Origin of the sequence: Pedobacter cryoconitis, assembly GCF_014200595.1 — a bacterium.
GTDB classification, from domain to species: domain Bacteria; phylum Bacteroidota; class Bacteroidia; order Sphingobacteriales; family Sphingobacteriaceae; genus Pedobacter; species Pedobacter cryoconitis_C.
Genome location: NZ_JACHCG010000001.1, coordinates 1,689,577 through 1,715,722, shown reverse-complemented (window position 1 = coordinate 1,715,722; position 26,146 = coordinate 1,689,577). Strand labels below are relative to the sequence as shown.

The window sequence follows — 26,146 nt, the reverse complement described above, 5'->3', positions numbered from 1 at the left end:
AAATCAGCCTTTAAAATTTACTTCTGGTCTTAAATTGGAGCTTCCGGATGTTTTCCAAGATTTTCTTTGGACAGAAAATGGTTGTTAGGAAAATAGGCGTTTCTTCACTTTCTCAGAGCGAAGAGTAATTTGTCTACAGGGTACATCTGAAAAAATAATAAGGGACAACATAATAATTAAGCTTTCAAACGCTTTGATACATGAAAGCGTTAACTTAGATAAAGTTCCAGGATCGGAGGTCCTGGGGCTTTCTTTCGAATCACAGCCAACCATGTTGCAACAAAAGCCGTTCCTCTATAATCACTTTGCTTTGAGAAAATGGGAAGTGATTATAGTAATCATCAAGAATCATCTCAATAGTTAACCTGGTTCTATGATTTGTGAAATTTATCCAATTCAGCATTGCGTAAAGGCCCTTAGTTGTTTGAAAATCATTCCCTTTTGGCGGTCTTATTTTCCTAATATCAGCAATGTTATCAGCAACCCTCGCTTAGAAATGATTTCTCACAGTGTCGGATATTCGGGTAGAATCGAGCAACCTATTATACTCACTTTAGATTCTCAGGAAATGTGAATCTCATTCCTATTATTTATCAAAAACATTCCACTTTTATACCTTACTATCATCTCATACTCTAACTTACCATCTATAATTGATTTAGTCCCTTTTCAACAGAATGTTGTAAAGTTCTCTTCTCTATTGCCTGAACAGCCTTACCAACATATTAGATTTCATCTGCTACAAGATCAAAATATCTATACTAAGAAGTGTTGGATCATATGTGTATCTAACATAATTGTTGAATCCTTCACCATGACATATTGCATAGTAACCGGCTTTTAACAGAGGCTGCCCGGGAAATATATGGTCAGACGATTTAAGCTTTTAAAAACAGACTATCTCTAACACATTTCCCCACTTCAAATCATAATTTATAAATAATACAAAGCCGCTATAAATAGTCCATATTTACACCTTATAATTAAAATATATGTCTGGTTTTCAAGTTGATTTAACTAATTGTGATATTGAGCCTATTCATATACCAGGACAAATACAATCTCACGGTTTTATGATTGTCATTGATGACACCATGATCATTCAATTTCACAGTGATAATATCAATAAGTTTATTTCTCAGGCAGCTGATTTATTAATAGGCAAATCAATTAGTTATATAGAGGATCTATTAAACCACGATCATCAACCAGATTTCATCAGAAACCTGATTTCTATCGGGAAATCCAATAAAGGGTTTCAAAGGATTAATCCAGTTCCAATAACGATTTCAGGAATCCAGTATTATTTGATCATTTCTTTAAGTGGCGAAAAATATATTCTGGAATTCGAATTATCGGCATCCAGTTTCCAATTGGATGTACAAGGTTTAATGGGGAATACCATTGCTGAAATTCTTACCTACAGTAAGATGGAAGAATTATTAGAAAATACGGCTGTGCAAGTAAAACAGGTTATAGATTTTGACAGGGTAATGATCTATCGTTTTGCACAAGATGGTCATGGTGAAGTTGTAGCAGAAGCCAAGAACCAGGTTTTATCTCCCTGGCTCGGTTTACACTATCCAGCTTCTGATATACCCCGGCAAGCTCGCGAATTATATAAATTAAACTTAACCAGATTGATAGCTGATGTCGAATCAGAGCCAGCCAGAATTAATAAGGCAAAAAATAATTCAGAAGATCTGGATCTGACATACAGTCAATTAAGAGCAGTGTCCCCTATCCATATTCAGTACTTGAAAAACATGGGGGTAGCATCCAGCTTCAGTATTTCCCTGAAACTTAAAGATGAGTTATGGGGCTTAATTGCTTGTCATAATTATACTCCCCGTTTCATTGATTTTAAATCCAGAGAATATGCCAAACTGATCGGTCAGATCACCTCGTCCGCACTCGAATTCAGACAGAATGAAGAAACGTTGAGAAAAGAAAATGAATTCAATCACAGCCTGGAAAAGATTATTAAACAGCTGATGGAAACCGAAAGTATAGAAAAGGCACTGGCTTCAGAAGAGACAACGATATTGGATATACTTAAGTGTAGTGGTGCTGTGCTCGTACACAATAAAAAGATCTATAAATTAGGAAATACCCCCGATGATAAACAATTACTGGATTTAATGTTGTGGGTAAATGACCAGGTTAAAGACACCTTATATCAGACCGATAACCTCTCTAAAGTTTACCCCAAAGCATCCGAATATAAAGATAGCGCAAGCGGGATATTAATTTCAACACTCTCTAAAGAATTAGGAGACTATTTAATCTGGTTCAGAGCCGAACAAGTTCAGAACTTGAAATGGGCGGGTAACCCAAATAAATCAGTACCTCCCAATGCCAATGAATTGCTTAACATTTCTCCCCGTAACTCATTTGCAATCTGGAATGAAACTATAACTGGTATTGCCGAATCCTGGTCTATAGAAGACATCAAGTCTGTTATCAAATTGAAAGAGGAAGTGAACTATGGGCTAAACCACAAAGCTGGAACTGCACGTATTCTGAATGAAAGACTTAAATTGGCCTACCAGGAGTTAGAAAGCTTTAGTTACACTATTTCACATGATTTGAAGAACCCTATTGCATCAATTAAAAGTTATGCCCAACTGCTTATCAGGGATCAAAATATTTTGGAGCGTGGTCAGCAAATGCTACAAAGAATAGCTGATCGGGCAGACCAGATGAATTTAATGATAAATGCTGTACTTGATTATTCACGTATTGGACGTACAGCGATGCGCTTTCACCCTATTAAAACAGAAAACTTAATCACTGATATTGTTAACGATCTTGATTTAATCTACGGTAACAAAAAATTAAAAGTTGTGATGGGTGAGATTCCAGATGTAAAAGGTGATCCTATTATGGTATTACAGGTGTTTTCTAACCTTATTAGCAATGCTGTGAAATACTCACAACATTCCAGTGCCCCGGAAGTGCATATTTCTGGAGAGCTGGTTGGAAATAAAGTTCATTATAGCATCAAGGACAACGGTATTGGAATAGCTCAAAATGATTTACTGAGCATATTTGAGCTATTTAACAGAATGGACAATGTTAAAGATATAGAGGGATCAGGTGTTGGTTTGGCAATTGTGAAACGGATCATGGAAAAACACAAAGGTACAATCATTGCTGAAAGTGAATTAGGAGTTGGCTCAACCTTTCGCTTAGTATTTGACCATGATCAAATCTAATACTTCGTTGCAATACATACTTCCAGCTCAGCTGTAATTATACTCAATTCTACTTACCAGTAATTACCTTACGGTGTTCTATTCCCCATGCTGACAGGTTGTTAATAATGGTCTTTAACGTCATACCATATTCTGATAATTGATATTGAACAGATATAGGCTGGGTATCTAATACGGTTCGCTTCACCAGTTTATTAATCTCCAGTTCCTTTAATTCTTTACTCAACATTTTGTTTGATATCCCCTGTACATCGTTCAAAATGTCAGAAAATCTTCTTTTGTTATAATAGCAAATGGAGGAAATGATGGAGATTTTCCATTTTCCACTCAATACGTCCATCGCATCGTGGACGGCCATGATCTCTTTTTTGTGCCCTAATTGGCATTCATTTTCTGTCATAAGTTACTTGGTTACCCTAATGTTACTGTTACTTTTCGTTACAAAGTAACCTAAATAAACACACCTATTCTAACTTTGTACTATAAATATTTAAAAATTTAATCATGGACTTTAAAAATAAAAATGTTGTTATCACAGGTGGAACTACCGGAATAGGGCTGGCCACAGCAAAAGCATTTATCAACTCAGGCGCTAATGTTTGGATTACTGGTAGAAATGCTGCCAATCTGCAAAAAGCAACCGAAGAAATAAACAACCCGAAATTGTTTACTGTAGTATCGGACACTTCAAAACCCGAAGAAATTTCGATCCTGGAAAAAGCAATTGCAGAAAGCGGGAACAAATTAGATGTCCTTTTCCTGAATGCGGGAATCGCGACATTTGAGCCAATAGAACAAGTAACTGAGGCAAATTTTGATGCACAGTTCAATACCAATGTTAAAGGGCATTTCTTCACATTGCAAAAATTACTTCCCCATCTGGCAGATGGAGCAGCGGTAGTTTTCACTTCTTCATCGGTTGCCTCAGCTGCAAATTTAGGAGCCAGCGTATATTCTGCAACCAAAGGAGCATTGAATAAAATTGCCCAGATTGCAGCAAATGAACTGGCGGGAAGAAAAATCCGTGTAAACATCGTTAGCCCGGGACCTATTCTAACCCCTGGTTTAGATAATGCCTTACCCCCAGAAGCAAAAGAATCTTTAGCCAGCGCTACAGCTCTGCAACGGATTGGTGATCCTGATGAGATTGCAAAAACAGTGTTATTCCTGGCTTCTGATGCCGCAAGTTTTATCACAGGAACAGAGATCACTGTGGATGGCGGTTACCATACCTATGCATTAAAATAGGCTATAATAACAGTATTCAAAACCTAAATAAAAGGCGGACAAAGATGTTTTTGTCTGCCTTTTAAACTTTTTTCTTAGAAAATTTAGTTTGGTAATCCGTTTTTAGGATTAACAAGATAGAAGTACTCGTTTTCATAGCGCGTGACTACAGATATTTTCTGAAGCTCTGACTTTACATCATTAATTCCTTTTTCCAATGATTCCATGGTAGAAACAGAATTCCCTTGTAATAAATCTATCCTTTTATTAAGCGAGTTAAAGTTGTCATCTACTTTTTGACTAAGTAGTTTCATATCTCGATTGAGTAGCAAAAAATTATCATCACTCTTTCGAAATCCAATTGCCATGTTTTCTGCTAACACTGCAACCGTATCTACTGATAATGCCATTTTATCTGTTAATACTGCAACCGTATCTGCTAATACTGCAACCGTATCTACTGATAATGTCATTTTATCTGCCAATATTGCAACCGAATCCTGAAGTTTGTTAATTGCCTGTTCCATAATATTGAGTTGAATTTTTAGTGCATACAAACTTACCCATTATCCTTCGGTATCTGTTAGTGATAATATTTAATTTATTAATCAATATTTATTTCAATAACGCAAAATTATGAATTAAACTACCTTCAGATACTCTTCCACCCTTTCCCCATCATTATTTCCGGTTTTCTCCCTCAATCCTATTTCCCTTACCCCTGTCCTGACCAATTGCAGCCTATACCTCAATTCAATAATGGCTCCATAAGATTGCTTAATTACTTCCTGATTTTATAGTTCAATTTATCATTATTAAACGCCCTGATTACTTTGATAAGAGATCGGCCAACGCTTCAGCGGAATTCTTAGAGGCAGGAAAGATCCTGATTTTTCCTGCCTTGCTACTTTTACGAAAGTTCTCTGATGCCTTTTTCGGTTTCCATTGATTGTTTCATTATGTCCAGTACAGAACTTTTGAAACAACCTGTACGCCAAACTGCTGCTTTAAAAATGAAATCGCCCAGGATTCCCTTTGAAAATTTACCATTGAAAATTACCATAAATAGTTGCTTTTCCATAAATGTAAATCATTAACGTTAAAGCGCATCATCAGGAGTAGACAATGTCCGCAATTGTCCGCAGCTGTCTGCAATTGTCCGCAGTTGTCCGTGCGTTAGTCAAAGGTAAAATTATAATTTCATTAATCTTCAACTAGTTATGGTCTGGTTGTGCCTGAGTGGTGGTCGGGGTTACACCAGGTTGAGAACAGGCTGTAAGCATGCCAAGTCCATGTTGTTTCAACTAGTTGTTTTGACTTGGACTTGCCATGGACTCACGTTACTTTAGCATCGCTCTTACCCTAACGAGTACTCAGGCAATACTCAGGCAGTACCCGGCCGATATAGATCTGTTATTTAGCTCCGGTTATTGCATTTAACCGATTATACTCTGCCGCAACATTATGATAATTTAAAAATGTTACTTTGGTTTCTAGTTCGAACCCAGTCTTTATAAAATCCCTGACTGGTTTAAGAAAATCAGTCGCTAATTTTGTAACCTGCCAGACTGCTAAAACAGGCTTTATGGGCTTGTATGTACGTAATCCTATTATTCTGCTTACCCATTGTCCATTTAACATATAGGTAATAACATTGTCGTTTCTCCGTGAAAAACCGCTGCCAGAGCCATTTCTAAATACTACCATAAATATATTTTTTTTACATAACCTAACTAAACTTTCTATTAAAGATACGTGATTAACATTAATACAACCCCCTTATTATCATTAGGTTCGGAAGCAGTACTATAGGGGTTGTGGCATACAGCACTATGCCACTACTACCTTAAAACACCTATATTTTCCAAGCTATCATAGTCAACATATTGACTATAAGTGAATTTAATATATAAATCATATAACTATAATATTAACTTAATAATTATAATTAATTCAAATATGACATTAAAGCTTCCCCAAAAGATCAATTCGACTTAAATTCTTATATTCGGGGGTTAACTTTGTTAACGATGTACATCTATTCAGACATCTATGAATACATATACTATTTATATTTAAAAAGGTTATGAAATCTTACAGTCAACACTTTAACCATGCCTGGGAGCAATATATTGATGAAGGTGATTTTTTTGAACAAATTGACAATCCTTTTGTTCAAAACTGCCTGCATACTGAAGCTAAGCTCATTAACTTTAAACTTGAATTGAGTTAAAAATAATGAGGTAACCTCTCCCCGCAAAACCGGACTTTTGTAAATGATGGTACAAAGACTTTTTTAGAGCGGTTGCGATTGGTCAGTTACAATCGCTAAATTGCTTTTTCTGGCAATCAAATAGTTTAAAAAATTAAAAAAGGACTAAATTTAAGCCAGTAAGATATTCAGGTAAATAAATCATCATATATGCAGTCTCAGCCAGTAATTGCACTTCTTTCCCCAGGAGATATGGGAACTCAGATTGCAAAAGCTTTAATAAAAAATAATTTCAGAGTAATTACCGCTGGAGATGGAAGGTCTGAAAAGACACTTATAAATATTCAGGATGCAGGAATTGAAGATACTGGCTCCTTGCAGAATACCATCGAACATGCAGATATTATATTTTCCCTTACAAGTCCGAAAGGCAGCGTGGAACTTGCAGAAAATATCGTGTTATGTCTACAGAATTCCTCCAATCGTCCACTGTATGCAGACTTGAACTCTAACACGGCTTCTTTGGCTTTGTACATTGAAAAATTATTGCTGCCAATGGATATTCCATTTGTGAATGGAGCAGTAATGGGGGCTTCAAAAGATATACCGGATAAGGCCGTTTTCATTGTAAGCGGCAGTCACAGAAATGATTTTATAAATCTGTTCAGAAACATTTTCATCATCAAAGATGCAGGCGAAAAAACTGAAGCTTCATCAGCCTATAAATTGCTGTTCTCCATGATTAATAAAGGAATGAATGCCTTGTTTTTTGAAACCATGACAGCGGCTGCACACTTTGGTATTCTTGACGAATTGAATGACAGCCTTCAGGAATTCCTTCCTGGAACTTATAAGGATCTTATAAAAACCACACCAACTTACCCGCAGCATCTTTTCAGGAGGATCGATGAGATGGAAGGTCTGACTGAAATGCTTAAAAATGAAAACCTTCCTCATATCGTTGCCTCTGGAATTGCCGAAACATTTGACAGGGTTTACAAATCACAGATCTTTGAAAATGAGAAACCTGAACAAGTCATTGAAACTTTTCAGAATTTTAAAAAATTAAGGAAGTAATAGTCATTTTATACTGCTCACTTTCATGCTGACCTGATGATCCTAAGATATATCATATTTACCGGCGCTGTTCAGGGTCTCTTTCTAGCCCTGTTATTGCGCAAAAAAACAACTAATCAATTAGCTAACAAATGGCTTATCAGCTGGTTGATCCTGGTAAGCGTCCAGCTATTCTTTTATTTCGACAACCTTTCAGCAAGCACTGTTACCACTGGCTTTTCAGGGATCATAGCGTTTTCAATCCCATTATTGACCGCTCCGGCCCTCTTTCAATACATCAGCAGCATTTCTTTTGGCAAAGTGCCGGATTTCAAAAAAAAAATAGTTTATATAGCTCCCTGGGCGGTCTGTCTTACCCTCACTATGGCAGCAAATTTTATTTATCCCAATGGAATATCGATCAGATACGGCTATCCCCACTTTTCATCCGATGTCCCCGTAACCGTCGTTTATATTTTCACCCTGCCAATGGCAGTTATACCGGGAATATATGCATTCATGGGCTTAGCAGTCCTCCGGGCTTACCGGAAAAATCTTCCAGATCATTATTCCTACACCGAAAGGATCAGTTTAAACTGGCTTAAATGGCTGGTCATTTCGATACTTGTACTATTTATTCTATTATTTCTGTTAATCCGGTTTGGCAGGCAACAGCAGATTGTCAACACTGAAAACCTGTTTACCTATGTTGGTACTGCTCTCTCTATTTATGTATTTATCATTGGCTATATGGGTATGTCCCAGGAAAGCATAACAAAAAAAGAAATGCCCGACGAAAAACCAGCAGAGCCCATCCCCTATAAAAAAACCGGCCTTGATGAAATTTCTGCTGCACAGTTATACCAAAGGTTACTTGGGCATATGGAAAAGGAAAAACCTTATCTCAGGGACGACCTTAGTCTTTCCATACTGGCGCAACAGATTGGCGTAAACCCAAACCAGCTTTCACAGGCTATCAACCAAAAATCAGCAAACAACTTTTTTGTTTTTGTCAATACCTACCGGGTGGAGGAAGTAAAAACAAAGCTTTTAGATCCTGATCTCTCTCATCTCTCCATCCTTGGAATAGCCTACGAATGCGGTTTCCGTTCTAAATCAGCATTCAACAGGATCTTCAAAACACAAACCGGGATCGGACCACTTGAATACCAGAAACAGAACAACAAGAATTGATAAGTCCCAGCTTATAAGCTGGGGCGGAACTGGCCCGGCAGAACGGTTTCTTTGAAGAAAAAACAAATGGAACTCCTTCATCAAAGCAACATCATCATTCATGTCGCAGCAGGCTCGCTAGCCCTGTTGACCGGGATATTTATCCTATTCAAAAAGAAACAAGGTAGCGTTCACAGAATCTCCGGAAAGATATTCCTCCTACTTCTGGGCATTGTTATTTTTACTGGCCTGCTCGGCGTATTTGTATTCAAACTTAACAGCTTCCTTTTGGTCATTACTGTATTAAGCGGCTATATGGGTCTCTCAGGCTTCCGTGCAGCCCGTTGCAGATCAAACATACCTAAGGCCCTGGATATCTTTATCGCACTACTGGCCCTGGCCTCGGTTACTTTCTTTATCTGGTACTTCAATGCAATCGGTATGATCTGGTCACCTGTCATTATTTACAGCACGGTCAGCTATCTCCTGATGGCAGTTGGTTATGACTTCGGCAGATACCTGGTCTCAAAAAAAGTTTATGGTAAACTCTGGCTATATGAGCATATCCTAAAAATGGTTAGTGCATTTAGTGGGCTTCTCTCCGCTTTTACAGGAACAGTGTTTCCACAATATCAACCCTATAGCCAGTTTCTCCCTTCAGTACTGGGAAGTTTAATTGCGATCGGCTTTATTGCCCATGCTATTGCTAAAACGAGGAAGGATAAAATGACTCATCAGAATCCGACAATAGCATAGTTTAGTATTCAGCGTTTTTAACTGTAAAATTTACAATCTCAACTATGTTATCGTCTATCTCGTTTACGCTATTTCTGATCACTTTTAACAATGGATAATTCTCATCGTATCCATCCATTTCCATCAGATTAAGCATGCCTTTGATTGTGGCTACCGGTCTGCGAAATTCGTGAGACTGTATAAATGCAATATGGTTGAGTTTACGTTGCTGAGCTAAAGCGGTCTGCTGAGAGGCTATTCTTTTGGAAATATCGATGGAATTATAAGATATACCGATAATTTCACCATCGTTATTTCTAGCCGGATCATAACTTTCTATAAACCAACTGGAGGACACTCCATAATTGTGTAAAAGTTCCAGTCTGATACTTTCTCCTGATAACGTAATACTACAATTATTAATAAAGTCTGCCACATAATCAGCATCAATGAACTGCTTGATATTCATGCCCGGATGCATTTCAACTCCATAAGCCTTCTTGATCAATTCTTTAACTGCTTTATTACAGCAAATTATGTTCAAATCTTTATCCAGCAACAAGTGGTTGCTCGTGGTGCTTTCAAAAAATGAATTCATTTTCAATTCAAGTTTTTTGGCATTCAAATATTGTTCTTTTAGAAAATGGAGATTGCTTTCAAAATCTAGCAACTGGATGACCTGTTTGGCTAGGTTTTGCAACATCTTTTTTTGGATTTCTGTAAGTTGCCCTGGTTTTTGATCAAAAACACATAAACTTCCCAGTGTTTGTCCGTCATTAGTAGTGAGCGGCGCGCCTGCATAAAAGCGGATACCAGCCTCCCTTCTTACCGCAGCGTAACTCTTAAGATCAGGATCTAATTGCGCATCTGGAACAACCATTATGGCTGCGCTTTCTACTACAAAATGACAAAAGGATTCATCCCTGCCAGAGCTGGGTATAAACCTGTCATTAAATAGGATATATTCTGTATCCTGACCTATTAGCGTGATCAGCGCGTTTGGTACGCCGCAAATATCTGCAGCCAACTGGGTGATTTCTTTAAATTCTTCCTGTTTATCAACCTGAACTTTTAGAAATCGATTTACCGCCTCCAGTCTTTTTAACTCATTATATGGCATCGAAAAATATAGTTTAACTAATGATAACTTAATAGATGGAAGCGTTTAATGATGAAGGTACATTCCCACCATTTCGTTCCTCTGATAAAATGATTAGGCTCCCTTTGTCCAAAAGTTCATCACAAGCCTTTTCCAGCAGGTTAAACTCTATCACATCATCTGGATAACCTTGCTGTTTCATAGTAGCCATTGTACCTTTGATAACTTCTAGAGGATGATGTAAGTTAGCGGAGAGAATACGATCAATCTGACGAAGAGATTCTCCTTGTTCTATAACCGTTTTTTCATCCCTTACCATTTGTGTAATGTCTGTTGCACTATAAGTAACACCTATAATGGCTCCCATAGAATCAAAAGCAGGCTCGAAAATAAGATGCCATGGGTTACTTCCTTTTGGCGAGTTGATGATGGTTTCAATATTGACATTTTCTCCCAATAATGCGCGTTTACAATTCCTGATGAACTCCTCAACAAATCCAGGTTCAATATAATCATTCACCTCCATCCCTTCTGCAATTGTTAGCTGATAGTTGTTCCTGAGTAAATTGACCATGGTGTTGTTAAAGGAAAGCACACGCAGATGAGTATCCAGCAGCAAATGGCAGCAACCAGAACTTTCAAAGAAAGAACGGAGCTTAATTTCTTCTACACGTGAAGATTCATATTGTTCTTTCAATAACTGGAGACTGGCATCAAATTCCAACAAGCGGGTGACTTGCCGTGCAAGCCGGCTTAACATCTTTTGCTCAATGATTGTCAGTGTTTTAGGCTGTCTATCGTAAACACACAATGTACCTATATTAAAGCCGTCGTGAGTAGTTAGTGGCGATCCTGCATAAAAGCGGATGTGCGGTTGGTGAACTACATATGAATTATTCTTCACCCGCTCATCCAACTGTGTATCGGGAATAATTAACAGTTCTTTTTGTACAACAGTATGCCTGCAAAAGTTTTCATGAAAAGAAATTCCAATAGGATCAGTACCGACTTTGAATTTGATATATTGAGTCTGATCATCCATAAGTGTAATCATCGCTATCGGTACATTACATATATTGGCTGCAAGTTCGACGATTTGCTGTAATTCGTCCTCTCTATCAATCTTCATGAGCAAAAAACGATTTACTGTATTTACCATTTTTAATGGTCTATCTGACATATTTTAATTCCTATTTATAATAAAAGCCCACACTTGAACTAAATTTCATTACACCTACGTAAACGCCTTACAAGCGGTTCTTAGCAAACACCATACCGAATAAGTTCAATATTGCTGCAAACAAAGAAGAAGAGGAACACTAGGAATTACAACCAATAGGAATAAAATAGGATCTTAAAAAACTCAACCCAGGTATTAACTGTATAGGGAGTTTTTAAATCTTTTGGCTAATAGGCCAGTTGCCTGATCAGGGTCAATTTCTCCAACAATAATACCAGATCTTTCATAAACTTCATGGAGTACACAATTTCCAGCAGGGTCAATTAATGAACTGGCTGATTCAGGATAAAGGGATGAATAATTAACGCTGGCAAAATAAATCGTGTTTTCTAAAGCTCTCATCACCATTGCTTTTTCATAGTAAGGGTTGCTTTTATTGCCCCATTCCGTTAGCTTCACTCCATTCGTATTACTTCCAGAAAAGTGAGGATGAAAAACGATCCGGGCACCGTTTTGTGCCGCCCATCTTACTGATTCAGGATAACGAAATCCTTCATGGCATATAGTTATACCAAATTTGACATCTTTAATCTCAAATATAGATCTCTCTGTACCTGGCACCCAGATAGTGTCCTCAGAAGGATCTAGTTGATTTTTAGTTTGATAACCTAATATTTCACCCTTTTCGGAAACAACATAAGCCAGGTTGACAAGTTGTTTATCGATATACCAATCCATAGGAACAATAATTGCAATTGAGTTCTCAGCCGCAATTCTGCACACTTCGTTTAATGCTGTCTCCAGGTTTTCGCTAGTCTGGTCTGCTTTTGAATAACCCATCCCTGGATATCCTGGAAGATAAGATTCTGGGAAACAGATAATTTCAGCTTTCAGATCAGCAGCCTCTATCACCATCTTCTCAAGTGTCTGTAAACCATCATTGATATTTTCCGGAAATGGAGGGGAAGCTAAAGCTATTTTCATAAAATAAAGGTATTATAAAAAAAGCTCCTTTTTTATGTTTTAAACTTGATTTTAATTCTATTTAAAATTTCTTCCTCCATAAAACACCTCTTTTGAACCGTCTTCGCGAGTTTGCATCTTCTTATTTTGCGATGGATAAGGAGCGCTCTTTTCGTCTGCGCGGGCTAAAGTCAATAACGGCAAGTCATCATTCTCTCTTTGTACCAGCTTGCCTAGCAACTTCGTTAAATCAAAACACTTAGTAACGATGACATGTACTACTAAACCTTCCCGTTGCAATTTTCCTTCAACCATCAATAATTTGGAATTCAAAATTTCCTTTCTGTACTGATCAAAAAGCTTCTGAAACACAACAAGATTCGTGAAGCCAGTCTCATCTTCTATCGTAATAAAGCAAACTCCTTTAGCGGTTCCTGGACGCTGTCGGACAAGTACTAATCCTGCAACTTTTATAAGTTGCCCATTTTGAGCATCGTGAGTAGCTGCATGCGTAGTAATACTACGCAACATTTCCAGCTGCGGCCGGACGAAGCTAACCGGATGTGCCTTTAGCGACAGGCCAACACTAGCATAATCCTCAACCACATGCTCGCCTTGTGTCATCAGGGGTAATTCGACCTGCGTTTCCAAAACACTTTCAGAGGGCTGTCCTTTAAATATTTCAACTGGCATATCTTGTAAAGCGGCTACTTCCCAGAGTGCTTTTCTCCGGTCAAGCCCCATAGAACGGAACGCGTCAGCATCAGCCAGCCTTTCTAAAGTATTTATTGCTATCCCGGCATCTCGCAAAGCAGTGACAGTTTTGTAACCACCGCTACGACGATCTACTAAAATATCCATCTCTTCCTGTCCTACTCCTTTGATTTGACGAAAGCCCAGCCGAATTGCATAATATTTACCGGATTTTTCTTCCAGCAGGTTGTCCCAGGTAGAGCGATTAATATCTGGTGGGCGAACTTCTACGCCATGCTTTTGCGCATCAATTACGATTTGTGCGGGTTGATAAAAACCCATTGGCATGCTGTTGAGTAATGCAGTTGCAAAAGCATCAGGATAATAATGTTTCAGCCAGCAGGAAACATAAACCAACAGCGCAAAACTTGCTGCATGGCTTTCGGGGAAACCATAGCTACCAAAACCTTCAAGCTGTTTAAAAATCCTTTTAGCAAAATCTTCTGTATATCCCTTTTTTGTCATGCCAGCAACAAGCTGTTTTTCATACTGATTAACCAGTCCTATAGATTTAAAAGTGGCCATACTTCGCCTCAGGCCATCAGCTTCTGCTGGTGTAAACCCCGCAGCAACGATAGCAATCTTCATGGCCTGCTCCTGGAACAATGGAACACCTAATGTGCGTCCTAAAATCTCTTCCAATTCGGGCATTGGATATTCAACGTCTTCCTCCCCATTACGTCTGCGCAAATACGGATGTACCATGTCGCCCTGGATAGGCCCCGGCCTGACAATGGCCACCTCAATCACCAGGTCATAAAATCCTCTTGGTTTTAATCGTGGAAGCATAGACATTTGTGCCCGGCTTTCAATCTGAAAAACTCCCAGCGTATCTGCAAGACAGATCATATCGTAAACTCCCGGGTCATCTTGTGGAACATTCGCCAGAGTTAAATTCAATCCATAATGCTGCTTACATTCATCAAAGGCCTTACGTATACAAGTTAACATCCCCAATGCGAGAACATCTACTTTCAAAAACCCCAGCGCATCAATATCATCCTTATTCCATTCAATATTTGTACGGTCATCCATTCGGGCATTTAAGATTGGACAGAGATCTGTTAACTTTCCATTGGTGACCACAAAGCCGCCGGTATGCTGCCCAAGCTGCCTTGGAAAACCCATCATTTGCGAAGTCAATTCCAGCGTTTTCTTAAGATGCGGATCGTTTGGGTTCAAGCCTTGCTCAGTTAACCGTTTACCCTCAAACCATTCATCAGTTAATTTCCATACTGAATTTGATAGTCTATTGATGGTATCTACAGATAAGCCCATGGCCTTGCCTACGTCACGAAGCGCTCCTTTCTGGTGAAGTTGGGTAACTGTGGCAACAATCGCAGCACGGTCCCGCCCGTATTTTTTATATACATACTGCATGATTTCTTCCCGGCGTTCATGTTCAAAATCAACATCAATATCTGGCGGCTCATTTCTGGCAGGAGAAATAAAGCGCTCAAACAGCAAATCAAACTTCATTGGGTTAACAGAAGTGATTCCTAAACAAAAACAGATGGCAGAATTCGCTGCCGAACCACGGCCCTGGCAGAGTATGTTCCGACTACGTGCTTCCCTCACAATATCCTCTACAAAGAGAAAATAGTTAGCGTAGTCCATCTTTTTAACAAATTCCATTTCGTGGTTTACCATATTCACGACTTTCTCAGGGATCAATGCGCCGTAAAATTCATGAGCACCTTTCCAGGTTAGATACTCCAATTCTTCCATTGGACTGCGACCACTTTGGTTAATCTCTTCAGGATAAATATATTTCAACTCATCGAGAGAAAATGTACATGCTTCAGCTATGAACATGGTATTGCGGACCGTATCAGGATATTTGCGGAACAACCTATACATTTCTGCCACTGGCTTCATAAAGCGTTCTGCATTTTGATTCAGGCGGAACCCGGCATCATGAATAGTACATTTTTCTCTGACACAAGTAAGAATATCTTGCAATTCTCTACGTGAAGGCTCATGGTAGTGCACATTGTTTGTAGCTACAGCAGGGATGTTATATCGCTTTGAGAGTTGTTCAACGCGAAAGATCAGTTTATCATCGTTACCTAAATAGCTGCGTGTAGCGGAAAGATATAACTGCTTGTTAAGTGCCTCTTTATATTCATTGATATGCTGAATAAAAGAATCTTCAAAATTAAAGTGACGGTTCAGTTGATTTGGCATAACTACCGTAAAAAGAATACCTTTGGCATGTTCATAAACATCTGCTTTATGCAAATGGCATTGCCCCTTTTCTGCCCGGAGATTGCCTTTGGTCAATAAAGCGGAAAGTCTGCCGTATCCTTCCCTATCTGTTGGATAAGCCAATAAACTTGGCCCATCAAGTAAATCAAGCCGGCAGGCAGGAATGATTTTGATTTCTTTATCCTTCGCTGCTACATGTGCACGAACAATACCTGCCAGTGTGTTGCGGTCTGTGATTGCAATTTTTCGATACCCAAACGCTGCCGCCTGGTTTACCATTTCATGAGGATGTGATGCTCCTCTGAGGAAACTAAAATTAGAGGTGACTTGTAATTCGCTGTATTCCATCTTTCTTTATCTTTAGGCAAAAAAGCCATGTAAAAACCATTTATATTCCTGGTGATCACCATAATGACCGGAACGAAACAGCCAATATCGCTGACCATGTTCATCTTCCACCTGATAATAATCACGGTGCTCCCCCTCATCTAACCACCATTCCCGTTCAATACGTTCTGGTCCATCTGCCTTAACAACCAGATGTTTCATCCCTTTATAAATGAAAAATTTTGGCGGATGATCGGGTATGATTGCCATTACCTCTACCGGATGAGGCTGTTTCAATAACTCTGTTGGACGGGGTTTATCTATGCGCCACTCACTGCCGGGCAACTCAGTAATCAATAAAGATCTTTTTGCAGACCGCTCCGGCCAATAATGCGTAGCAGGAACATAGCGGCTAATCACTCCAGCACCAATTTTATTAGCCACCCGGTCTAGCAAACGGATAACACTCTGGTTTTTTAACCCCGCTTTCCCTGTCCAAATTACTTCCTGCCCGGGTGTAACTTCATCTACTTTGGAAGCTTCCATCACAAATAATTCAATACCTAAAGCAGGCCTTATCTGTTCAACTTTAAGTTGAAAAAGCTTAAACAAATGAACTACATTATGAGTAGCACCACTGGTGCCTATAGCAATCTGGATAACTTTACCGTCAATCCGGTAACAAGTCAATATTCCAGTCCGCAAACCTTTTCCTTGACTTTGCATGCTCAAGCATAAACGCTCTAACAACCGCGTAATTGCAATTTCAATTCCGTTACGCGTTTTGATTGGTTCCATGGAATGCAGACGTTCCTGAAAAGGTACAGGGACCTGGAGGGGTATAATGACTTCATCGACCGTACCCAAAGCCTGCCCCATTCTTTGCAGAAATCCTTCTCCGAAACGCCTTCGTAATACCGAGCGAGGCATACCAATAAAGGTTTTGATCTGATAAAACCCAAGTTTACTTAACCTGGCCAAAATAATTTCTGGTAAACGCAGCGCTTCTGGCGGCAAAGGAAGTAAAGCGTCTTTGTGCTCGCCTGAAGCGATAAGTGGGGTAATTGCGCCGAAACGCGCTATTGCCCAGGCAGCACCAATAGTGTCTGCCATGGCAAGCCGAGCATGATAGCCTTTGCTTTTTAACCGTGCTATAATTTCCTTCAGATATTCACGCTCTCCACCCCAAAGATGTGTGCAGCCACTAACATCCATGATTAATCCTTCAACTGAAAAGTCGTCTATCATTACTATTGGCGAATACCGTACGCACCATTCTCCAATTCCTTTTAACAGCTTGGCAGCTCTTCCGGATTTATCATCCAATAATTCCAGATCTGGACAAATCGCTTTAGCGTCTGCTGCACGCATACCAACTTCAACTCCATGTGTTAATGCTAAAGGGCTGACCGCGGTAATCATGTTTCGGCCATGAGCTGGAGATGCAAAAACAAAAGGTACGTCTTTAAGTTCCGGGCGGCGTATAAGCTGCCAGTCGGCCAGCAAGTGGCGGAACCATATATAGACGTAACGTTTTTGCATTTTTAACCAATTTGTCTTTCTTCTTTATCATACCATAACGTTTTTTGTTGATCCTGCACTTCAACAAACCGGTCACCGGCCCATTCTAAAATCCAATTTCCTGGATTACCGTTTCTAACTTTAGTCAGCTCTACTTTCCACCTGGGGAAGCCAACCCCCGGCATCTCTTCTTCAGTTTCACTAGGTACTGGCGTGATTTTCCAACGTGCTGTTGCAACATTACTGGCTTGCTTTGTGGCATCTTTACGCAAAATAAAACCTGTTACGCCAGTTTCTTCCACAGCTAACTGCAACCTTCTGGATTCAATTAGGCTCAGCTCACTCAATTCCACAACTACAGCTGCAAGTCCGTCGCATTTTATAGCTTCTTCTGCAACCCATAGCGCATCTTTTTCTCTGGTTACATCAATAAAAATAATCCGTTCGGGATCTACATTGAACAACCGCAGTGAAACTGGAAATAACTTTCGGGCGGTACTGATCCAAACGCAAGCCGCTCCGTCTTTCATCAAAATGGATAGTACTGCACCAATAAAGCCATCACTGGCAGCCGATTGTTCCGGTAGCACACTAATGAATTCATGAATCGCCTTTTTAGGGAAAACCCCATTTGGAAAGGCTAATTCAATCTCTCCTAAACCAATGGCCTCTGCTGCACCAGGTACCTGCGGTTTAAAGCCCTGCCACAAAAGAATATCCTTTTGCAGCTTATTAATCAATTCTTGTTTCGTATTCATATTACTCTCACTTACCATTTACTCATTATATTAGTAACACAAATAGATGTACAAAATTAATGCTAAAATATTTAGCATTCCAAATTATTTTTGAAAAGATTTGATTTTGACAGGTGATTTGAATCAGGTCTTAAACTTGTCTTGATTTTCATTCATATCCAGACCTGGTTTAAAAAGATTGATTCGCCCGGAAATAATGTTACCTGGATAATTTAAAATTATTCTGTGCAATTTTATGTCTTCAGAAAAAGTATGTTCCGTAGTCTTGCACAGCTAACCATTTGGTTATAAATAGAATGCAAGTCCATATTTTACAACTTTCATCAGCTGGTTTATAAACCAGGTTTTCAATCTATAAAACTTCATCCAGGACTCAATAAATGAAAAGCATCACGGCACCAAAGTTGTTAGGCAGTCAAAGAATTTAAAAATATAATACAATCAGGATTATGAAAAAATTATTTACAATTTTAGGATGTCTGGCATTAACAGTAGCCACAATGAGTGTTAAAGCACAAAATTACAAGACGGGCTTAGGTCTGGGATTGGACTTTGGTGATGGTACAACTTTGGTAGGCCCGTCATTGAGGACACATTTTAACAGGAATACAGCTTTGCAGGCAGAAGTTTTATTTGGTGGAAACACAACTGTACTTCAGGCTTTTCTGCAATACAATGCCCCTATTAAAGGTGCACGCGGACTTGATTGGTACATTGGTGGAGGACCAAAAGTGCAGATTTATGATAGAAAAAGATTCTTTTCTAATGAGAACTACACTGCATTTTATTTAGTTCCTGTTGTTGGTTTAGACTATAAATTCAGAGGTGCGCCTTTGGCATTGGCGTTTGACTGGAGACCAAGTATATATGTTGGTGACAATCCATTTCTTGGTAGTGAGGCCGGAAGGTTTGGCCTGGCTTTAAGATTTACATTCTAAGCTGATTTTTAATTTATAAAAAAAGAGCTATTATTTTGAAGTGGCCCCCAAAGTTGGACAAAAACTTTGGGGGCCACTTTACATAAAGACTTTACAGAGGTGTAATTCCTAACCTAAAGATGCGAATTGAAAGAAGCTCTGAATCCTTTAAACTGATCAGCGCTACCTATTACGAGTTGAACTTAAGGGCAGTATAAAATTATCGTTTAGATTTGCGATCTAACCATTTTTTATGAGCCAGTGTATTTCATTGATCCTTATCCTCCTTATTTTTCCTTTTAAAGTATTTTCTGTAACTCCGGCAGATAGTTTATTGACCGTATTAAAAACAGAAATTGCAGGAAAGGAGCGCTATGACAAGAAAGCTGAATATAAAATATCAAAACTCCGAAAGGCATATCAATTATCGAAGAAGCTGGATCGTGTGCAGGAATATAAAGCGGCAGTAGCATTGTACGAGATATTTCGGGATTACCAGTTTGATTCTACTTACCTCTATGCAAGAAAGCTGATGCAGCTAAGCATTGCTATGCACGATAAGAAAAAGCTGGCGGAGAATCGTTTGCGATTGGGGACGACATTAATCACTGCGGGAATGTTCAAGGAAACGTTTGATTGCCTGCGGGAAACAAATCCACGCCTGTTGGATAGCACAGTTAAGAAATCCTATTACATTTTATATTCATGGGCCTACTCTGATCTCGCAAAATACAATGACGACAAGATTTATGCGCCTGATGACCTGCGCAAAAAGTACCTCTACCTGGATTCCGCTATATCCTTATGCGAGCCTGGAACTTTTGAACATGCTATTTTAGAAGCACAGCAACAACCAAAACACGGGCGCAACCCCTCTTACTATTTTCTTAACCTCTTTAAACGCAAACTTAGCTCGCACGAAGAAGCCATGGTTGTAACCGGGTTGAGTAAATATCGAAGGGGGCAGGAAAAAATCAGGTTGTTAGCTACAGCAGCTATAAATGATCTTCAAACTTCTACCTATAGAGCGTTGGCATTACTTAATCTCGGTACGGCCTTGTATGAACAGGGGCAAATTGATGAAGCTTACTTTTTTCTGCAACAGGCTTTGCAGCAAGCGAACAAATTTGGCGGACGTATGCAACGTTATCAAGTGACCCATATGCTTTCAACGGTAGCAGCAGTACGGGACAGGCTGGCAGCAGAGGAACGACATCTTTTTCTGATTTACTTTAGCTGCATTGCCGGATTTGCAATAATTGTAACGCTCCTTTGCTTTATCGTTTTTATACAACTCAAAAAAGTAAGGGCAGCAGAGCAGATAATCAGGGAAACAAATCGTGTACTTGCAGGAAAAAATCAGCAGTTATGGGAAGCAGGGAGGATTAAAGAAGAGTATATCGGCTATTTTTTCAGCGAGTTGTCAAGGTACATTGCGAAACTGGACAAACTTAAAATTAATGCGCAGCGCAAAGCGAAATCGGGTAGTGTTGATGAATTGCTCCGGCTTCTGGACCAGGTAGATATTCCGTCAGAGCGGCACGAATTTTTCGCTACGTTTGATAGAATTTTCCTCAAATTATTTCCTGATTTTGTTAATTCGGTAAACTCAATGTTTGGGGAAGAGGATCGGATCAGACCGAAATCCACAGGTGCATTAAATGCACAGTTACGAATATTTGCGCTGATGAGATTAGGTATTAACAAGAATGAAATGATCGCTTCTATTCTTCAATATACTGTTAATACAGTTTATACTTATCGTTTCCGCGCAAAATCAAAAGCATTGGTGACTGCCGATGACTTTGAACAGCAGATTATGAGCATTGAACTCGCCTCAAATGAAGAATAAAAGTTAGATTTTACAACTCAAATAATTTCTCAAACTAATGACTGTTAGCCGATTACAAGTTTTAAAACTTAGATTTTTGATGACCACCATCCGTTCTGCTTGTAATTAACTCTTCAACCGCCTTACTTGCATCGTTTCAGCGAACCTACGCTTCAACCAAATATTTCTGTATGAAAAAAAGACTTGTACCCTATCTGAGCGCAATCGTGCTTTTTATGTTACTATCGACCACTGTATTCGCCCAGAACCGAACAATTACCGGCAGGGTGAGTACTACAGATCAGCTACCTTTAGCCGGTGTGAGCGTTACCGTAAAAGGAACCGCAGCGGGCACGCTCACTGATGCTGCGGGAAGATTTACGCTCAAAGTACCTCCATCTGCAACACGTCTTTCTTTTACCTTTATTGGCTATACTTCCCGTACGATAGACTTGCCTGAAGGAAATGAAATGAACGTATCCCTTACTCAGGCAAGCAATGAGCTTAGTGAAGTAGTCGTAGTTAGTGTTGGTTATGGTACGCTCGACAAGCGAGAGGTATCTAGTGCAATTACTCACGTATCCGGGAAAGACCTGTTACCGGTCTCTGCCAATAACCCGTTGATGTCATTGCAGGGCAAAGTTGCAGGATTAATTATTACTAATACTGCCAGCGGTGACCCAAATTCAAGCCCATCTCTCCAGCTTCGCGGAGCTTCTTCACGCAATGCTGGTTTGGGTCCATTGTATGTTGTGAATGGTGTTCCGGGTGGGAATATTGATAATATCAACCAGAACGATATCGAAAGTATAGATGTACTGAAAGGTGGTGCTGCCTCTGCTATCTATGGAACGCGTGGCAGTAACGGGGTGATTATTGTTACGACTAAAAAAGGAACTTCGCAGTCGCATATGTTCTATGACGGCTATGCAAGTTTTGATTATGTGACCAACCGGCTGCATAACCTGTCGCCTGAAGAATTTGTCACCAACCGCGTTCAAAACAAGCTGGGTCAGGATTATGGCGCACGAACTGACTGGATGAAAGCTGTAACTAATTCACCGGCCTTTAGCCAGAAACATACCATTCAAATGTCGGGGGGTTCTGAAAAAACAAATTATTTTGCTTCGGCAGACTATCGAAATGCGGATGGTATTGACCTCAGGGCTCATAAAAGAGAATATGGTGCAAGGGTGAGTATCAGCCATACCACAGACAACGATATGTTTACCGGAACATTGAATATTGCACCGCGTTACATGAATACAAGTAATGCCGATGAGGGAAACTTCAATAATGCGCTGACACTTAACCCTACCTACCCCATTTATGATGAGCAAGGAAAGTATAATTATATCAATACCGGCTTCTTTTCCAATAATCCTGTCGAGAATGGAAAGCTGATTAAGTCAGACGGCGATATTAAGGAAATGGATATCAATGCCTCATTAAAAGCAAAGCTTTTGAAGGGTTTGAGTTCAATGATAACGATTTCACAAATCAGCCGCTCGGCAAGAGGCATGAATTTCAGCCCCTCTACCCTTTCAACTATTGTTCATGCTAATAAAACTACTCAAACCAACTTTGCTAAACAGAGTCAGGAAGAAAATGACCAGAAGAATGTGGAGTGGACAGGCAACTATAATCTTAACCTGAATAAGCATCATTTCAAATTACTTGGCGGCTACTCTTTTTCAGCTTATAATTACAAGCAATTTTCTGCACAAAATTATGATTTCCCATTTGACAGTTACCTCTGGAACAATCTGGGTTCAGGACTTTATAATGGCGGGGCTGCCGGGCAGGGACAATCCGCAGTCGGCTCTACACAAAACAGTTCTAAATTGATTGCTTTCTTTGGCAGGCTGAATTATGATTATGATAATCGTTATATCTTAACTGTTAGTTTAAGACATGAGGGATCTACTAAATTTGGAAACAATCATAAATGGGGTAATTTCCCGGCAGTTTCAGGGGCCTGGCGCGTTTCTGAAGAAGATTTCATGAAGGGAAGCCTGCCCTGGATAAATGAATTGAAAGTAAGGGCTGATTATGGTGTGACAGGTAATCAGGATTTTGGAAATTATTTGTCTCAGTTGTTGTACAGCGGCGCGGGCTATTTCCCTTTTAATGGCATACCTTATCAGGTTTATGGACCATCTTCCAATATCAACCCCGACTTGAGTTGGGAGAAGTCGGTGAATTTTAATGCTGGAATTGATTTTACATTATTTAACAGCAGGCTTAATGGTTCAATTGATTACTATAGACGAACTAATAAAGACCTGCTTGGGTATTATAATGTACCCCTGCCACCGAATTCACAGTCACAAACCTTTACTAATGTAGGTACGATGCGAAATAGCGGTGTTGAGATCACCCTTAATGGAAGTATAATTAAGAGTGATGCTTTCAGCTATACTGCAAGTGTTGCCGTAGCTTTTAATGATAACAAGTTCCTTTCGTTTTCTAATGCGTTATACAAAGGTGCCGTCTTCCAGGATGTAGGCTCACTGCCTGCACCAGGCTCGCCGGGAACAATACAGCGTATACAGGAGGGTCACAGGATTGGAGAGTTTTACATGCTACGATCGGCTGGTGTGGACGAAACGGGTGCCTTGCTGGTTTACAGAAAAGATGGTTCAGTTGTACCCGCGAATCAGGCATCAAGTGATGACAAGCAATTTGTTGGCAACGGTTTGCCAAAGTTAACAGGATCATTTAACAATAGCTTTCAGTATAAGCGATTTGATCTGAATATCTTTTTACGCGGATCTTTTGGCTATAAGATCTTCAATACTCCTGCCTTTTATTTAGGTACACCTTCGGCTCAGTCGGATGCAAATGTGCTTAAATCAGCTTATAATGTGGATAGCAAATATTCAAAACTAACCAATAGCGCGACCACTTCTATTGCCTCAGATTATTTCCTGGAGTCGGGTGCGTTCCTAAAGATAGACAACGTTTCGCTTGGCTATACACAGCCTCTAAAATCCAGGTATCTTAAATCTGTACGGGTATATACTGCGGCAAGGAACCTACATACTTTTACAGCCTACACAGGCGGAGATCCCGATCAGATACAGGTTAATGGCTTAAGGCCAGGTCTGAGAACTGACGGCGATGGAAACGGAACATTGAGTTATTATCCTTCTACTTTACAGGTGATCTTTGGACTACAGGCCACATTTTAAACTTCGATTATGAAAACATATAAATTATATAGCAGTGCTTTCTTGTTGTCAATCCTATTTAATTGCTGCACAAAGCTTGATGAAAAAGTATACGATAAAGTTGACGCCGCCGGGTTTCTTACCAGGCGTGACGATGTTATACGTGACTTCCTTCGCCCTTTTGAGCATGGATACTGGAGTATACAGGGTAATGATTTGTATGCTGCCACAGAGAATAGCACAGATGAAATAGGTACTTATAACCGTCAGGGTGACTGGCAAAATGGTGGTGAATATCAGCGTATGCATTATCATACATGGACCTCGGTAGATGGCTTCACAAGCGGGGTCTGGACCAATTTTTACCAGGGTATTGTACTAGCTACCAATTCACTACAGGATATGGAGAGCATAACTGATCCCGTTAAGCTGGGCGTGAAAACCGAAGAGCTGACAGATTTTAAAGCTGAACTGCGCACCCTTAGAGCTTGGTTTTACCTGAGAGCATTTGATTTTTACCGGAACATAGAAATTATTACTGATGTAAAGAATTCTACACAGGGTAATCCTCAATCTACACCTCAGGAAACCTTTGCCTATATTGAAAAAGAACTAACTGAGGCTTTACCTGGCTTGCCTATACGCGCTCAGTTGAGCAATCAGGGCATCGGACGATGGACTAAAGCCGGTGCGGCGTCATTATTGGCAAGGTTATATCTGAATGCAAAAGTCTATACTGGTACTGATAAGTTTGCGGAATGCGAAGCGGTATGCCGGGATATCATTAGCGGTAAATATGGTAGTTATGCACTTGATAACAGATGGGATGCGCCTTTCGACTATACAAATGCATTGATGCCATCTGAAGTGATTTATGGTTTCCCGGGCACACTGGCACGAACCCATTGGCAGTATGATGGCGGTATGTATTTTAATTCGCTGACCTATGATGCAGCTCCATTGTACTGTGGTTTTACCGACTTTGGCCAGGCCAATCCCCGTTATGCCATGCAACCGGGACGGGATGTAGATAGCGTAGAATATAGTTTTGAACTGGGTAAGCCGTTTGTTAAATTCCAGCGTTATCCAGACGACGTGCGCCTGAAAAAGTACCGCAATCTAGGCAATAGTACAAGGGAAGGTATGTTTTTATATGGTTATTTACCTTTTACACGTAATGTCAATGGCGTATCCAAAGAAGATACGGTACGTGGAAATAAAGGCCCGTACGCGCTGTTTATCCGCGATCAGGTGGGTATGTTTCTTGATGCAAAACCTGGAACGAAAATAACAGATAAACAGTCTAATATGAATCATGCTGACCATAATTCCGGAGTCTTTTTTGTGAAGTACCCCCTTTATCCAACTCCGGACCCTAATCGGATTACTTCTGCCTATGCGGAGGTAAGACTTTCAGAGGTTTATTATACCCTGGCAGAATGTTTATACCGAAAAGGTGACAAAGCTGGCGCAGCAGGATTGCTGAATCAAGTGAGGAAACGTAATTTTCCGGCAGGTTCTCCTAGTTTGTACCGCTCAGATGGCAGCCAGCTTACTGATCAGGAGATGCTTGATGAATGGGGAAGGGAATTTTTCGGAGAGAACCGCAGGAGAACGGATCTGATCAGATGGGGAGTTTTTAGCACAGGGACCTGGTGGGATAAAAAACCAGATGCAGATAAGCATACAGAAATATTCCCTATTGGCAGAGATATTCTCAATGTTAACCCTCAGCTCAAACAAAATCCTGGGTATTAGAATCACTAATTCCAGCAAGATGCATTGTGAAATAGGT

At 39.8% G+C, this 26,146-nt stretch carries 20 protein-coding genes; 10 read left to right on the top strand and 10 right to left on the bottom strand.

The genetic code is table 11. From position 1 onward, the window contains the following. Nucleotides 1–992 precede the first annotated feature (992 nt). The gene (locus tag HDE70_RS07005) at nt 993–3,218 is read left to right on the top strand and encodes an ATP-binding protein (protein ID WP_183889004.1); all 2,226 of its coding nucleotides are present in this window, start codon (nt 993–995) and stop codon (nt 3,216–3,218) included. A 49-nt stretch (nt 3,219–3,267) separates the two neighbouring features. Here the strand turns inward: HDE70_RS07005 and HDE70_RS07000 are convergent, their stop codons facing one another. Continuing rightward, nucleotides 3,268–3,618, bottom strand: coding sequence for a winged helix-turn-helix transcriptional regulator (locus HDE70_RS07000; protein WP_183869825.1), 351 nt, complete (start codon nt 3,616–3,618; stop codon nt 3,268–3,270). A gap of 104 nt (nt 3,619–3,722) precedes the next feature. On the opposite strand from HDE70_RS07000, the gene HDE70_RS06995 reads away from it, so the two are divergent. Next, complete coding sequence (locus HDE70_RS06995; RefSeq protein ID WP_183889002.1) at nt 3,723–4,466, top strand: SDR family oxidoreductase; 744 nt, start codon at nt 3,723–3,725, stop codon at nt 4,464–4,466. An 83-nt stretch (nt 4,467–4,549) separates the two neighbouring features. Here the strand turns inward: HDE70_RS06995 and HDE70_RS06990 are convergent, their stop codons facing one another. The 3 genes from HDE70_RS06990 to HDE70_RS06980 all read right to left on the bottom strand — a co-directional run bounded on the left by HDE70_RS06990 (nt 4,550) and on the right by HDE70_RS06980 (nt 6,152). After that, nucleotides 4,550–4,972 carry a hypothetical protein gene (locus HDE70_RS06990; protein WP_183889000.1) on the bottom strand — a complete coding sequence of 141 codons (423 nt, stop codon included), beginning with the start codon at nt 4,970–4,972 and terminating at the stop codon, nt 4,550–4,552. A gap of 383 nt (nt 4,973–5,355) precedes the next feature. Continuing rightward, nucleotides 5,356–5,526 (bottom strand): hypothetical protein, encoded by a 171-nt coding sequence (locus tag HDE70_RS06985; protein ID WP_183888998.1) that lies wholly within the window; start codon nt 5,524–5,526, stop codon nt 5,356–5,358. Between the two features lie 332 nt (nt 5,527–5,858). Then, the gene (locus HDE70_RS06980; RefSeq protein WP_183888996.1) at nt 5,859–6,152 is read right to left on the bottom strand and encodes a hypothetical protein; all 294 of its coding nucleotides are present in this window, start codon (nt 6,150–6,152) and stop codon (nt 5,859–5,861) included. Nucleotides 6,153–6,531: 379 nt separating this feature from the next. On the opposite strand from HDE70_RS06980, the gene HDE70_RS06975 reads away from it, so the two are divergent. The 4 genes from HDE70_RS06975 to HDE70_RS06960 all read left to right on the top strand — a co-directional run bounded on the left by HDE70_RS06975 (nt 6,532) and on the right by HDE70_RS06960 (nt 9,642). Then, on the top strand, nt 6,532–6,678 hold the full coding sequence (locus tag HDE70_RS06975) for a hypothetical protein (RefSeq protein WP_183888994.1): 147 nt from the start codon (nt 6,532–6,534) through the stop codon (nt 6,676–6,678). 189 nt (nt 6,679–6,867) lie between these two features. Continuing rightward, nucleotides 6,868–7,734, top strand: a complete 867-nt coding sequence (locus tag HDE70_RS06970; RefSeq protein ID WP_183888992.1) for an NAD(P)-dependent oxidoreductase — start codon at nt 6,868–6,870, stop codon at nt 7,732–7,734. A 363-nt stretch (nt 7,735–8,097) separates the two neighbouring features. Further along, the gene (locus HDE70_RS06965) at nt 8,098–8,907 is read left to right on the top strand and encodes a helix-turn-helix domain-containing protein (RefSeq protein ID WP_183888990.1); all 810 of its coding nucleotides are present in this window, start codon (nt 8,098–8,100) and stop codon (nt 8,905–8,907) included. 51 nt (nt 8,908–8,958) lie between these two features. Next, entirely contained in the window at nt 8,959–9,642 is a 684-nt protein-coding gene (locus HDE70_RS06960) for a hypothetical protein (protein WP_183888988.1), read from the top strand. Nucleotide 9,643: 1 nt separating this feature from the next. On the opposite strand, the gene HDE70_RS06955 is transcribed toward HDE70_RS06960, so the two are convergent. The 6 genes from HDE70_RS06955 to HDE70_RS06930 form a co-directional block, all read right to left on the bottom strand. After that, nucleotides 9,644–10,741 (bottom strand): GAF domain-containing protein, encoded by a 1,098-nt coding sequence (locus HDE70_RS06955; protein ID WP_183888986.1) that lies wholly within the window; start codon nt 10,739–10,741, stop codon nt 9,644–9,646. 28 nt (nt 10,742–10,769) lie between these two features. Beyond that, nucleotides 10,770–11,849: a GAF domain-containing protein gene (locus HDE70_RS06950; RefSeq protein WP_183868855.1), complete on the bottom strand. Its 1,080-nt coding sequence runs from the start codon at nt 11,847–11,849 to the stop codon at nt 10,770–10,772. Between the two features lie 246 nt (nt 11,850–12,095). Beyond that, complete coding sequence (locus HDE70_RS06945; RefSeq protein ID WP_183888985.1) at nt 12,096–12,884, bottom strand: carbon-nitrogen hydrolase family protein; 789 nt, start codon at nt 12,882–12,884, stop codon at nt 12,096–12,098. Between the two features lie 57 nt (nt 12,885–12,941). Continuing rightward, complete coding sequence (locus HDE70_RS06940; protein ID WP_183888983.1) at nt 12,942–16,172, bottom strand: error-prone DNA polymerase; 3,231 nt, start codon at nt 16,170–16,172, stop codon at nt 12,942–12,944. A gap of 12 nt (nt 16,173–16,184) precedes the next feature. Then, entirely contained in the window at nt 16,185–17,693 is a 1,509-nt protein-coding gene (locus tag HDE70_RS06935) for a Y-family DNA polymerase (protein WP_183888981.1), read from the bottom strand. A 2-nt stretch (nt 17,694–17,695) separates the two neighbouring features. After that, entirely contained in the window at nt 17,696–18,430 is a 735-nt protein-coding gene (locus tag HDE70_RS06930; protein ID WP_183868863.1) for an ImuA family protein, read from the bottom strand. 449 nt (nt 18,431–18,879) lie between these two features. Here HDE70_RS06930 and HDE70_RS06925 point away from each other — a divergent pair, with 449 nt between their 5' ends. The 4 genes from HDE70_RS06925 (at nt 18,880) to HDE70_RS06910 (ending at nt 26,109) form a co-directional block, all read left to right on the top strand. Next, the gene (locus tag HDE70_RS06925; RefSeq protein ID WP_183868864.1) at nt 18,880–19,368 is read left to right on the top strand and encodes a hypothetical protein; all 489 of its coding nucleotides are present in this window, start codon (nt 18,880–18,882) and stop codon (nt 19,366–19,368) included. 232 nt (nt 19,369–19,600) lie between these two features. Continuing rightward, entirely contained in the window at nt 19,601–21,199 is a 1,599-nt protein-coding gene (locus HDE70_RS06920; RefSeq protein ID WP_183888979.1) for a DUF6377 domain-containing protein, read from the top strand. Nucleotides 21,200–21,369: 170 nt separating this feature from the next. Next, nucleotides 21,370–24,372, top strand: coding sequence for a SusC/RagA family TonB-linked outer membrane protein (locus tag HDE70_RS06915; RefSeq protein WP_183888977.1), 3,003 nt, complete (start codon nt 21,370–21,372; stop codon nt 24,370–24,372). Between the two features lie 9 nt (nt 24,373–24,381). Further along, entirely contained in the window at nt 24,382–26,109 is a 1,728-nt protein-coding gene (locus HDE70_RS06910; protein ID WP_183888975.1) for a RagB/SusD family nutrient uptake outer membrane protein, read from the top strand. Nucleotides 26,110–26,146: the final 37 nt, after the last annotated feature.